The organism is Aeromicrobium sp. PFPM2_SD2 (assembly GCF_057364525.1).
In genome coordinates, this window is record NZ_JBNFNZ010000044.1 from 1 (window position 1) to 10,189 (window position 10,189).

General features: G+C 69.3%; 17 protein-coding genes and 1 pseudogene. 2 read left to right on the forward strand and 16 right to left on the reverse strand.

The features are described 5' to 3' along the window. Positions 1-202: 202 nt before the first annotated feature. Entirely contained in the window at positions 203-1,687 is a 1,485-nt protein-coding gene (locus AC2W7G_RS04130) for a CHAP domain-containing protein (RefSeq protein WP_485867323.1), read from the forward strand. 29 nt (positions 1,688-1,716) lie between these two features. Continuing rightward, positions 1,717-2,064: a hypothetical protein gene (locus tag AC2W7G_RS04135; RefSeq protein ID WP_485867324.1), complete on the forward strand. Its 348-nt coding sequence runs from the start codon at positions 1,717-1,719 to the stop codon at positions 2,062-2,064. Between the two features lie 65 nt (positions 2,065-2,129). On the opposite strand, the gene map is transcribed toward AC2W7G_RS04135, so the two are convergent. The 16 genes and pseudogenes from map to rplP form a co-directional block, all read right to left on the reverse strand. Further along, positions 2,130-2,942 carry a type I methionyl aminopeptidase gene (gene map, locus AC2W7G_RS04140; protein WP_485867335.1) on the reverse strand — a complete coding sequence of 271 codons (813 nt, stop codon included), beginning with the start codon at positions 2,940-2,942 and terminating at the stop codon, positions 2,130-2,132. 8 nt (positions 2,943-2,950) lie between these two features. Further along, a complete protein-coding gene (locus tag AC2W7G_RS04145) occupies positions 2,951-3,514 on the reverse strand; it encodes an adenylate kinase (protein WP_485867325.1) in 564 nt (187 codons plus the stop codon). Then, positions 3,514-4,817, reverse strand: a pseudogene (secY, locus tag AC2W7G_RS04150) (preprotein translocase subunit SecY). The gene AC2W7G_RS04145 and the pseudogene secY overlap by 1 nt, the downstream one beginning before the upstream one ends. A gap of 135 nt (positions 4,818-4,952) precedes the next feature. Next, positions 4,953-5,393 (reverse strand): 50S ribosomal protein L15, encoded by a 441-nt coding sequence (rplO, locus tag AC2W7G_RS04155; RefSeq protein WP_485867326.1) that lies wholly within the window; start codon positions 5,391-5,393, stop codon positions 4,953-4,955. Position 5,394: 1 nt separating this feature from the next. Further along, the gene (gene rpmD, locus AC2W7G_RS04160) at positions 5,395-5,577 is read right to left on the reverse strand and encodes a 50S ribosomal protein L30 (protein ID WP_485867327.1); all 183 of its coding nucleotides are present in this window, start codon (positions 5,575-5,577) and stop codon (positions 5,395-5,397) included. Further along, positions 5,577-6,179, reverse strand: a complete 603-nt coding sequence (gene rpsE / locus AC2W7G_RS04165) for a 30S ribosomal protein S5 (RefSeq protein ID WP_485867328.1) — start codon at positions 6,177-6,179, stop codon at positions 5,577-5,579. Before rpsE ends, rpmD begins: the two co-directional genes overlap by 1 nt. 40 nt (positions 6,180-6,219) lie before the next feature. After that, a complete protein-coding gene (rplR, locus tag AC2W7G_RS04170; RefSeq protein WP_485867329.1) occupies positions 6,220-6,603 on the reverse strand; it encodes a 50S ribosomal protein L18 in 384 nt (127 codons plus the stop codon). Between the two features lie 2 nt (positions 6,604-6,605). Next, complete coding sequence (gene rplF, locus AC2W7G_RS04175) at positions 6,606-7,148, reverse strand: 50S ribosomal protein L6 (protein WP_485867330.1); 543 nt, start codon at positions 7,146-7,148, stop codon at positions 6,606-6,608. A 13-nt stretch (positions 7,149-7,161) separates the two neighbouring features. Next, positions 7,162-7,569 carry a 30S ribosomal protein S8 gene (rpsH, locus tag AC2W7G_RS04180; protein ID WP_485867331.1) on the reverse strand — a complete coding sequence of 136 codons (408 nt, stop codon included), beginning with the start codon at positions 7,567-7,569 and terminating at the stop codon, positions 7,162-7,164. Between the two features lie 90 nt (positions 7,570-7,659). Then, positions 7,660-7,845, reverse strand: coding sequence for a type Z 30S ribosomal protein S14 (locus AC2W7G_RS04185; protein WP_019143633.1), 186 nt, complete (start codon positions 7,843-7,845; stop codon positions 7,660-7,662). Position 7,846: 1 nt separating this feature from the next. Further along, the gene (gene rplE, locus AC2W7G_RS04190) at positions 7,847-8,407 is read right to left on the reverse strand and encodes a 50S ribosomal protein L5 (protein WP_485867332.1); all 561 of its coding nucleotides are present in this window, start codon (positions 8,405-8,407) and stop codon (positions 7,847-7,849) included. 2 nt (positions 8,408-8,409) lie between these two features. After that, positions 8,410-8,772 carry a 50S ribosomal protein L24 gene (gene rplX / locus AC2W7G_RS04195; protein WP_485867333.1) on the reverse strand — a complete coding sequence of 121 codons (363 nt, stop codon included), beginning with the start codon at positions 8,770-8,772 and terminating at the stop codon, positions 8,410-8,412. 1 nt (position 8,773) lies between these two features. After that, positions 8,774-9,142, reverse strand: a complete 369-nt coding sequence (rplN, locus tag AC2W7G_RS04200) for a 50S ribosomal protein L14 (RefSeq protein WP_019143636.1) — start codon at positions 9,140-9,142, stop codon at positions 8,774-8,776. Positions 9,143-9,152: 10 nt separating this feature from the next. Continuing rightward, the gene (rpsQ, locus tag AC2W7G_RS04205; protein ID WP_485867334.1) at positions 9,153-9,437 is read right to left on the reverse strand and encodes a 30S ribosomal protein S17; all 285 of its coding nucleotides are present in this window, start codon (positions 9,435-9,437) and stop codon (positions 9,153-9,155) included. Beyond that, positions 9,434-9,664, reverse strand: a complete 231-nt coding sequence (rpmC, locus tag AC2W7G_RS04210) for a 50S ribosomal protein L29 (protein ID WP_131404601.1) — start codon at positions 9,662-9,664, stop codon at positions 9,434-9,436. The genes rpsQ and rpmC overlap by 4 nt, the downstream gene beginning before the upstream one ends. Further along, on the reverse strand, positions 9,664-10,080 hold the full coding sequence (gene rplP / locus AC2W7G_RS04215) for a 50S ribosomal protein L16 (RefSeq protein ID WP_019143639.1): 417 nt from the start codon (positions 10,078-10,080) through the stop codon (positions 9,664-9,666). Before rplP ends, rpmC begins: the two co-directional genes overlap by 1 nt. Positions 10,081-10,189 lie beyond the last annotated feature (109 nt).

Below are 10,189 nucleotides of genomic sequence, written 5' to 3' on the forward strand. Positions count from 1 at the left end.
GGTGATGTCGTCGCTCACGCGCCGCACCCTAATGCCCGCCGCGGTCCCCCGGCGGGGCCGTTCGGCCGGACGAGTCCGGCCCGCGCGACGGCTCAGGACGGGTCCGTGGCGGCCGATGGGAACGGGTACGGGCGAGGTCCCACCCGTCACATCCGTCACAACTCTCGATTCCAGGTTGAGATTTTTCGTGTACCCTCTCGGCGTGTCGCGTTCCCGAGTCGTCGCCCTGGTGCTAGCGGTCCTGACCGCCTCCGTGCTGTCCGCCGCACCGAGCACCGCCGCCACGACGTCCGCCACCCTGTGCACCCACGTCGCCGCCTGCAAGAAGGCCGGCTACTCCGACGCGGGCTACGACGCGGCGAAGGGGCGGATGTACTGGAACATGTTCAGCGGCGCGAACTGCACCAACTACGTCGCGTACCGCCTCATCACCCACCAGGGGCTGCCCACGACCCGTCCGTGGAGCGGCAGCGGCAACGCCAAGAACTGGGGCACCGCCCTGCCGACGTACCGCACGAGCACGCCGGTGCCCGGAGCCGTGGCCTGGTGGCCCTACCAGGGCAGCGCCGGCCACGTGGCGTACGTCGAGAAGGTCGACTCGAAGTCGATCACCATCTCCGAGTCCAGCTGGGGCGGCCCGGTGCTGCGCTGGCGCCGCATCGCGCGCACCGACACCGCGCGCTGGCCCACCGACTTCCTGGTGCTGAGCCTCCCGGCGGTCGCCAAGCCCACCGTGTCCGGCACCGTCAAGGTCGGCGGCGCGGTCAGCACCGCCGCGGTCAAGCTCGACCCGTCGGTCAAGGCCGACCAGATCACCTACCGCTGGCAGGCCGACGGCAAGTCCATCTCCGGCGCCGGCACCCGCACGTACACGCCGACCGAGGCCGAGCTGGGCAAGTCGCTCGCCGTCCGGGTCGTGGTCAAGCGCGGCACGCTCGAGACGTCCACGCTCTACTCGGCGGCCGCCAAGGTCCTGCCCGGCGCGCTGGCCACCACGACGGCCCGGCCCACCTACTCGGGCACCAAGCTGGTCGACCGCACCGTCAAGGCCTCCCCCGGCACGTGGAACGTCAGCGGCACCACCTTCCGCTACCAGTGGATGTCCGACGGCAGGCCGATCCCCGGCGCCACCAGCGCGTCGCTCACCATCCCGGGGTCGGTGGCGGGCACCTCGCTGTCGGTCTCGGTCACCGCGAGCCGCACGGGCTACCGGCCGACGACCGCCTCGTCCCCCACGGTCGCGGTGCCGTTCAGCGAGCTCACCGTCACCAGCGCGCCGCGTCTGCGCGGGCGCCTCGCGGTCGGCTCGCGCCTGAGCCTCAGCGACGACGCGTTCTCGCGCACCGACGTCGAGCGCCGCTACCAGTGGTTCGCCGACGGGGTCGCGATCCGCGGGGCCACGAGCGAGACGTTCACGCCGACGCCCGGGTTCCTGGGCAAGCGGCTCAGCGTCCAGGTGACGGCCAGCCGCTCGGGCTACCGCGACGCGGTCGCCACCACGGCGGCGAGCAACCCGCTGCCGACCGGCGCGATGACCTCGGGCAACCCGGTCCTGCGTGGCACGCCCGCCGTCGGCGCGACCTGGCGGTCAACACCCCGCGCTGGGCGCCGGGCGCCCGGTACCAGTACCAGTGGTACGCCGAGGGCTCCGCGATCCGCGGCGCGATCTCCTCGCGCCTCACGCTGACGCCGCAGCTGGCGACCAAGCGCATCCGGGTGCGGGTCACGGCGACGGCGCCGGGCTACCAGAGCACCGCCCGCACCTCGGCGTGGACGGCACGGGTCGCCCGCGGCACCGTCAGCGCGTCCGTCGCCGTCAAGGGCACGGCGAAGGTGCGCGGCAAGCTCAAGGCCACGGTGACGGTCCGCAGGCCCGCCACGGGCACGCGCACCCTCCGCTACCAGTGGCTGCGCGACGGCAAGGTCATCCGGGGCGCGACCGGCTCGACGTACCGCGTGGCCACCGCCGACCGGCGGCACCGGCTGAGCGTCCGCGTGACCGTGTCCGCGAGCGGCTACACGACGCGCGCCGTGACGAGCGGCCGCAGCGGCACCGTCCGCTGACCGCACGCCAGCAGGGCCCGGCACCGCGGTGCCGGGCCCTGCTGCGTGGTGCGAGAAGGAGAGCGTCAGTCGCCCGCGTACGGCGCGCCCAGCGCGGCCAGCGCCTCACGCCCGCCGTCGGGCGCCGTGAGCACCCACAGGCCGTCCTCGGTGATCGCGACGCTGTGCTCGAAGTGCGCGGCCCACGAGCCGTCCAAGGTCACGACCGTCCACTCGTCCTCGAGCGTGCGCGTCTGCGCGGTGCCGAGGGTGATCATCGGCTCGACGGCGATCGCCATGCCCGACCTGAGCCGCGCGCCCTTGCCGGCGCGGCCGACGTTCGGGACGTCCGGCGGCTGGTGCATGGCGGTGCCGATGCCGTGGCCGGTGTAGCCGGTGACGATGCCGTAGTCGCCCTGCTCGGCGACGTAGGACTGGACGGCGTGGCCGACGTCGCCCACCCGCCGGCCGTCGCGGGCGGCGGCGATGCCGTGCCACATGGCCTGCTCGGTGACCCGCAGCAGCCCGGTGACGTCGTCGGGCACCTCCCCCACCGCGACGGTGACCGCCGAGTCCCCGTGCCAGCCGTCGACCACGGCACCGCAGTCGATCGAGACGACGTCGCCGTCGGCGATCACGCGGTCACCGGGGATGCCGTGGACGACCTCGTCGTTGACCGACGTGCAGACGACGCCGGGGAACCCGTGGTAGCCCAGGAAGTTCGAGGTGGCGCCCATCTCGGCGATGGCGTCACGGGCGATCGCGTCCAGGTCGCCGGTCGTCATGCCGGCCGCGACCTGGTCCCGCAGGCGGGCCAGGGTGTGGGCGACGACCAGGCCGGCCTCGCGCATCACCCGCAGCTGGGCCGGCGTCTTGAGCTCGACGCCGCGGTCGAACAGCACGGGGCTCAGCGACCGAGGGCGGCGTGGATGCGCCCGGCGACCTCGTCGACCGTGCCGATGCCGTCGACCTCGCGCAGCAGGCCGCGCTCGGCGTAGACCGCCAGCAGCGGCGACGTCTCCTTGACGTACACCTCCTGGCGGTGACGGATGACGTCCTCGGTGTCGTCGGAGCGGCCGCTGTCCTGCGCCCGCTTGAGCAGGCGCGCGATGAGCTCCTCGGAGTCCACCTTGAGCGAGAGCACGGCGTCCAGGCCCGAGCCGAGCTCGTCCAGGATCGCGTCGAGCGTGGCGACCTGGTCGGTCGTGCGCGGGTAGCCGTCGAGGATGAAGCCGGCCTGCGCGTCCGGCTGGGCCAGACGGTCCTTCACCATGGCGTTGGTGACCTCGTCGGGCACGTACTCGCCGGCGTCCATGTAGCGCTGCGCGGTGCGGCCGAGCTCGGTCTGCTGGGACACGTTCGCCCGGAAGATGTCGCCGGTCGAGATGTGCGCGGCGCCGAGGCGCTCGGCGAGCTGCACGGCCTGCGTGCCCTTGCCCGCACCGGGCGGGCCCATGATGAGGAGTCGCATTACCGCAGGAACCCTTCGTAGTTGCGCTGCTGGAGCTGGCTCTCGATCTGCTTCACCGTGTCCAGGCCGACGCCGACGATGATGAGGATCGTGGTGCCGCCGAACGGGAAGTTCTGGCTGGCACCCAACACGGCCACGGCGATCATCGGGATGAGCGAGATGAGGGCCAGGTACGCGGCGCCCGGGGCGGTGATGCGGCTCAGGACGTAGGCCAGGTACTCCTGCGTCGGACGTCGGCGCGGATGCCCGGGATGAAGCCGCCGTACTTCTTCATGTTGTCGGCGATCTCCTCCGGGTTGAAGGTGATCGAGACGTAGAAGTAGGCGAAGAAGACGATCAGCACCACGAACGTGGCCATGTAGATCGGGTGGTCGCCCTTGACGAAGTTGTCCTGGACCCACTTCGCCCAGCCCTTGTCCTGGTTGAACTGGGCGGCCAGGGCCGGCAGGTACATGAGGCTCGAGGCGAAGATGACCGGGATGATGCCGGCCTGGTTCACCTTCAGCGGGATGTAGGTCGACGAGCCGCCGAACATGCGGCGTCCGACCATGCGCTTGGCGTACTGCACCGGGATGCGGCGCTGGGCCTGCTCGATGAAGATGACGCCGGCGACGACGACGAGGCCGACCAGGCAGACGATCGTGAACGTCGTCCAGCCGTTGGTCTGCTTGATCTGCCACATGGCGCCGGGGAAGGTCGCGACGACCTGGGTGAAGATCAGCAGCGACATGCCGTTGCCGACGCCGCGGTCGGTGATGAGCTCGCCGAACCACATGATCACCGAGGTGCCGGCGACCATCGTCAGGACGATGAGCAGGAAGGACAGGATGCTGTCCTCGCGGTAGAGCAGGGCGCCGCAGTCGATGCCGCCGAAGAGCTGGCCGCTGCGGGCGAGCGCCACGATGCCGGTCGCCTGGAGCACGGCCAGGCCCAGCGTCAGGTAGCGGGTGTACTGCGTGATCTTCGCCTGGCCGGACTGGCCCTCCTTCTTCAGCGCCTCCAGTCGCGGGATGACCACGACGAGCAGCTGAAGGATGATGCTGGCGGTGATGTACGGCATGATGCCGAGCGCGAAGACCGTCAGCTGGAGCAGCGCTCCACCGGAGAAGACGTTGATCAGCGCGAACAGGCTGCTGTTGTCACCGGACGACGCGAGGTCGACGCACTGCTGGACGTTCGGCACGTTGATGCCCGGCGCGGGCACCGTCGAGCCCAGGCGGAAGAGCACCAGGATGCCCAGCACGAACAGCATCTTGCGGCGCAGCTCGGGCGTCTTGAACGCGTTGGCGAAGGCGCTGAGCACGACTTCCTCCTCGTGTGCCCGGGGCGTTCCCCGGGCGGACCTGGACGGGCGGGCGGCAGACCCGCCTCGCAGACTCTAACAAGACACAAAATCCGCCGGGACTCCCGTGGGGTCCCGGCGGATCCTGTGACGGATTCACACCTCGGAGGTGCTGCCTCCGGCGGCCTCGATCTTGTCCTTGGCCGAGGCCGAGAACTTGTGCGCGGTGACCTGGACCTTGACGGTCAGGTCGCCCTGGCCGAGCACCTTGACCTTGTGGCCCTTGCGCACGGCACCGGCTGCCACGAGCGCGTCGACGTCGATCGCGCCGCCCTCGGGGAACAGCTCGGAGATGCGGTCCAGGTTCACGACCTGGTACTCCTCGCGGAAGGGGTTCTTGAAGCCCTTCAGCTTGGGGAGACGCATGTGGATCGGGATCTGGCCGCCCTCGAAGCCGACGGGCACCTGGTAGCGGGCACCGGTGCCCTTGGTGCCGCGGCCGGCGGTCTTGCCCTTGGAGCCCTCACCGCGACCCACACGGGTCTTCGCGGTCTTGGCGCCGGGAGCAGGACGCAGGTGGTGGAGCTTGAGCGTCATGTCAGTCGACCTCCTCGACGGTGACGAGGTGCGGGATGGTGTTGATCATCCCGCGGATCTCGGGGCGGTCCTCGACGACGCTGACGTCGCCGATGCGCTTGAGGCCCAGCGAGCGCAGCGTGTGACGCTGGTTCTGCTGGCGACCGATGCCCGACTTGACCTGGGTGACCTGCAGCTTGGTCATCAGACCGTCACCTCCGCCGGAGCCGAGGGCTCCTTGCCGGCCTTGAGCAGGGCCGCCGGGGCGACCTGCTCGACCTCGAGGCCACGGCGCGAAGCCACGGTCTCGGGCGACTCGAGCGACTTCAGCGCCTCCACCGTCGCGTGGACGATGTTGATCGCGTTCGACGAGCCGAGCGACTTGCTCAGGATGTCGTGGACGCCCGCGGCCTCCAGCACCGCGCGCACCGGACCACCGGCGATGACGCCGGTACCGGGCGAGGCCGGACGCAGGAAGACGACACCGGCCGCCTTCTCGCCCTGCACCGGGTGCGGGATGGTGCCCTGGATGCGCGGGACGCGGAAGAAGTTCTTCTTCGCCTCCTCGACACCCTTGGCGATGGCCGTGGGGACTTCCTTGGCCTTGCCGTAGCCGACACCGACCATGCCGTCACCGTCGCCGACGATCACGAGAGCGGTGAAGCTGAAGCGACGACCGCCCTTCACGACCTTGGCGACACGGTTGATCGTGACGACCTTCTCGATGTAGTTGGACTTCTCGGCGTTGCGGTCTCCGCCGCGTCCGCCGCGGCGATCGCCGCCGCCTCGACGCTGGGTTCCGCTCATGAGGCACTCCTCTGGTCAGTCGTGTTCGTGCAGCCGGTCATCAGAACGTCAGCCCCTTCTCGCGGGCGCCGTCGGCCAGCGCAGCGACACGGCCGGCGTACTTGTTGCCGGCGCGGTCGAAGACGACCGTCTCGACGCCGGCGGCCTTCGCCCGGTCGGCGACGAGCTCGCCGACCTTGCGGGCCTTGGCCGTCTTGTCGCCCTCGAAGGAGCGCAGGTCCGCCTCCATCGTCGAGGCCGACGCGAGCGTGCGGCCCTCGAGGTCGTTGACGACCTGCGCGACGATGTGCTTGCTGGAGCGGGTGACGACCAGGCGCGGACGCTCGGCGGAGCCGCTGAGCTTCTTGCGGCCACGGATCTGGCGACGCAGGCGCGACGCGGTACGACCCTTGACGGTCTTGTTGTGCTTGATGGAGATCGCCATGGTTACTTACCAGCCTTTCCGGCCTTGCGCAGGACGCGCTCGCCGGCGTACCGGACACCCTTGCCCTTGTACGGCTCGGGCTTGCGCAGCTTGCGGATGTTCGCCGCGACCTCGCCGACCTTCTGCTTGTCGATGCCGAGGACCGCGAACTTGGTCGGGGACTCGACGGTGAAGGTGATGCCCTCGGGCGCCTCGATCGGCACCGAGTGGCTGAAGCCGAGGTTCAGCTCGATCGCGGTCGGGCCCTTGGCCAGCACGCGGTAGCCGACGCCGACGATCTCGAGCTTCTTCTCGTAGCCGTCGGTGACGCCCACGACCATGTTGTTGATGAGCGTGCGCGACAGGCCGTGGAGGGCCTTGCTACGACGCTCGTCGTCCGGGCGCTCGACCAGCAGCGAGCCGTCCTGGCCCTGGGCCACGGTGATCGGCTCGGCGACCGAGTGCGAGAGCTCGCCCTTCGGACCCTTGACGGTGACGTCCTGGCCGTCGATCGTCACGGTGACGTTCGCGGGCACGGGAACGGGGATCTTGCCAATGCGCGACATGAAACGTCCCCTCTCACCAGACGTAGGCGAGGACTTCTCCGCCTACACCCTTGCTGTTGGCCTCACGGTCGGTGAGCAGTCCCTGGGACGTGGAGATGATCGCCACGCCGAGACCGCCCAGGACCTTGGGCAGGTTGTTGGACTTCGCGTACACGCGCAGGCCCGGCTTGCTGATGCGGCGGATGCCGGCGATCGAGCGCTCGCGGTGCTTGCCGTACTTCAGCGTGATGGTGAGCGACTTGCCCACCTCGCCCTCGCTGGGCTCCTTCACCGCGAAGTCGGTGATGTAGCCCTCCTTCTTCAGGATCTCGGCGACGCCGGCCTTCAGCTTGGAGTAGGGCATGGTCACGGAGTCGTGGTACGCCTGGTTGCCGTTGCGCACACGCGTGAGCATGTCCGCGATCGGGTCCGTCATTGTCATTGCTGTGTGTTTCCGTTCTGCCGCGGTTTCACATCCCGTCCCAGCCGCCGGAGCGGACGGTGTGGGAGGACCTACGGCGTCAGAGGTGGATTACCAGGAGCTCTTGGTGATGCCCGGGAGCTCGCCGCGGTGCGCCATCTCGCGAAGGCAGATGCGGCAGAGGCCGAACTTGCGGAAGACCGCACGCGGACGACCGCAGCGCTGGCAGCGGGTGTACTCGCGCACCGCGAACTTCTGCTTGCGGGCCTGCTTGACCCGGAGGGCAGTCTTCGCCATGTCAGTTCTCCTTGTAGGGGAAGCCGAGGAGCTTGAGGAGCGCGCGCCCCTCCTCGTCGGTGGTCGCCGTCGTGACGATGGTGATGTCCATGCCGCGCTGACGATCGACCTTGTCCTGATCGATCTCGTGGAACATGACCTGCTCCGTGAGACCGAACGTGTAGTTGCCCCGGCCGTCGAACTGCTTGGGCGACAGACCGCGGAAGTCGCGGATGCGCGGGAGCGCGAGCGTCAGCAGGCGGTCCAGGAACTCCCACATGCGGTCGCCGCGCAGCGTGACGTGCGCGCCGATCGGCATGCCCTCGCGCAGCTTGAACTGCGCGATGGACTTGCGGGCCTTGGTGACCTGGGGCTTCTGGCCGGTGATCGCGGTGAGGTCGCGCACGGCGCCCTCGATCAGCTTGCCGTCCTTGGCCGCGTCGCCGACACCCATGTTGACGACGATCTTGGTCAGGCCGGGGACCTGCATGACGTTCTTGATCTCGAGCTGCTCGCGCAGCGCGGGGAGGATCTCCTCGCGGTAGCGGGCCTTGAGACGCGGGATCTCAGTCGTGGTGGCCACGCTCAGATCTCCTTTCCGGTCTTCTTGGCGATGCGCACGGAGCGCTGGGCCTCGTACGTCGAGCCGTCCGGACGGCGCTTGGTGACGTCGTCGCGGCGGTAGCCCACGCGGGTGGTGGACTTGCCGTCGTCGCCGTCGACCAGCAGCTGCACGTTCGACACGTGGATCGGCGCCTCGGCGGTGATGATGCCGCCGGTGGTGCCGGCGCCGGGCTGGCCGGCCTTGGTGTGCTTCTTGACGCGGTTGACGCCCTCGACGACGACGCGCTGCGCGTCGGTCAGGACCTCGATGACCTTGCCCTCGACACCCTTGTCCTTGCCGGCGATGACCTTGACCTGGTCACCCTTCTTGATGGACAGAGCCATCTCAGAGCACCTCCGGAGCGAGCGAGATGATGCGCATGAACTTCTTGTCGCGAAGCTCACGGCCGACCGGGCCGAAGATGCGCGTGCCGCGCGGGTCTCCGTCGGCCTTCAGGATGACGGCCGCGTTCTCGTCGAACTTGATGTAGGAACCGTCGGGACGACGGCGCTCCTTCACGGTCCGGACGATGACGGCCTTGACGACATCACCCTTCTTGACGTTTCCGCCGGGGATGGCGTCCTTGACGGTGGCGACGATCGTGTCACCGATGCCGGCGTAGCGCCGGCCGGAGCCGCCGAGCACACGGATGCAGAGGATCTCCTTCGCACCGGTGTTGTCGGCGACCTTGAGTCGCGACTCCTGCTGAATCATCGATCGTCTCCTACTTGGCCTTCTCGAGGACCTCGACGACGCGCCAGCGCTTGGTCGCCGACAGCGGTCGCGTCTCCATGATGCGGACGCGGTCGCCGACGCCGGCGGCGTTGGTCTCGTCGTGGGCCTTGAGCTTGGTGTTACGGCGCTGGACCTTGCCGTACAGGGCGTGCTTGACGTGGTCCTCGACGTTGACGACGACGGTCTTGTCCATCTTGTCGCTGACCACGACGCCCTCACGGACCTTGCGGGCGCTCCGCTCGTTCACGGCATCTTCCTTCTTGTTCGCGCTCATGCCGAGACCTCGTTGTCCTCGACGATGCCCAGCTCGCGCTCGCGCAGGACCGTGTAGATCCGGGCGATGTCCTTGCGGACGGTGCGCAGGCGGGCGTTGTTCTCGAGCTGACCGGTCGCGTTCTGGAAGCGCAGGTTGAACAGCTCCTCCTTCGCCTCGCGCAGCTTCTCGGCCAGGTCGTCGGCCGACAGGCCACGCAGGTCGGCGGCGGTGGTGGCGTTCGCCATCACTGATCACCCTCTCGCGTGATGAATCGGGCCTTCATGGGCAGCTTGTGGATCGCGCGGCGCATCGCCTCGCGGGCCACGTCCTCCGGGACGCCGGACAGCTCGAACATGACGCGTCCGGGCTTGACGTTGGCGACCCACCACTCGGGCGAGCCCTTGCCCGAGCCCATGCGGGTCTCGGCGGGCTTCTTGGTCAGGGGACGGTCGGGGTAGATGTTGATCCACACCTTGCCGCCACGCTTGATGTGACGCGTCATGGCGATACGAGCGGACTCGATCTGGCGGTTGGTCACGTAGTGACCCTCGACGGCCTGGATGCCGTACTCGCCGAACGCCAGCTGCGTCCCACCCTTGGCCATGCCTCGGCGCTTGGGGTGGTGCTGCTTGCGGTACTTGACCCTGCGGGGAATCAGCATCAGCTGGCCTCTCCACTCGGCGCCGCAGCGGCCTCGGCCGCGGGCGCAGCCTCGGTGGCCTGCGCGTCGCGAGCGGGACGCTCGGGACGACGACCACACGGGCGGACGG

What these genes read in the sequence shown, in the direction of transcription:
- AC2W7G_RS04145 (WP_485867325.1), bottom strand. Translation starts at nt 3,514, where the DNA reads ATGCGACTCCTCATCATGGGCCCGCCCGGTGCGGGCAAGGGCACGCAG.
- rplO (WP_485867326.1), bottom strand. Translation starts at nt 5,393, where the DNA reads ATGACGCTCAAGCTCCACCACCTGCGTCCTGCTCCCGGCGCCAAGACC.
- rpmD (WP_485867327.1), bottom strand. Translation starts at nt 5,577, where the DNA reads ATGACCAAGCTGCAGGTCACCCAGGTCAAGTCGGGCATCGGTCGCCAG.
- rpsE (WP_485867328.1), bottom strand. Translation starts at nt 6,179, where the DNA reads ATGAGCGGAACCCAGCGTCGAGGCGGCGGCGATCGCCGCGGCGGACGC.
- rplR (WP_485867329.1), bottom strand. Translation starts at nt 6,603, where the DNA reads ATGGCGATCTCCATCAAGCACAACAAGACCGTCAAGGGTCGTACCGCG.
- rplF (WP_485867330.1), bottom strand. Translation starts at nt 7,148, where the DNA reads ATGTCGCGCATTGGCAAGATCCCCGTTCCCGTGCCCGCGAACGTCACC.
- rpsH (WP_485867331.1), bottom strand. Translation starts at nt 7,569, where the DNA reads ATGACAATGACGGACCCGATCGCGGACATGCTCACGCGTGTGCGCAAC.
- AC2W7G_RS04185 (WP_019143633.1), bottom strand. Translation starts at nt 7,845, where the DNA reads ATGGCGAAGACTGCCCTCCGGGTCAAGCAGGCCCGCAAGCAGAAGTTC.
- rplX (WP_485867333.1), bottom strand. Translation starts at nt 8,772, where the DNA reads ATGGCTCTGTCCATCAAGAAGGGTGACCAGGTCAAGGTCATCGCCGGC.
- rplN (WP_019143636.1), bottom strand. Translation starts at nt 9,142, where the DNA reads ATGATTCAGCAGGAGTCGCGACTCAAGGTCGCCGACAACACCGGTGCG.
- rpsQ (WP_485867334.1), bottom strand. Translation starts at nt 9,437, where the DNA reads ATGAGCGCGAACAAGAAGGAAGATGCCGTGAACGAGCGGAGCGCCCGC.
- rpmC (WP_131404601.1), bottom strand. Translation starts at nt 9,664, where the DNA reads ATGGCGAACGCCACCACCGCCGCCGACCTGCGTGGCCTGTCGGCCGAC.
- rplP (WP_019143639.1), bottom strand. Translation starts at nt 10,080, where the DNA reads ATGCTGATTCCCCGCAGGGTCAAGTACCGCAAGCAGCACCACCCCAAG.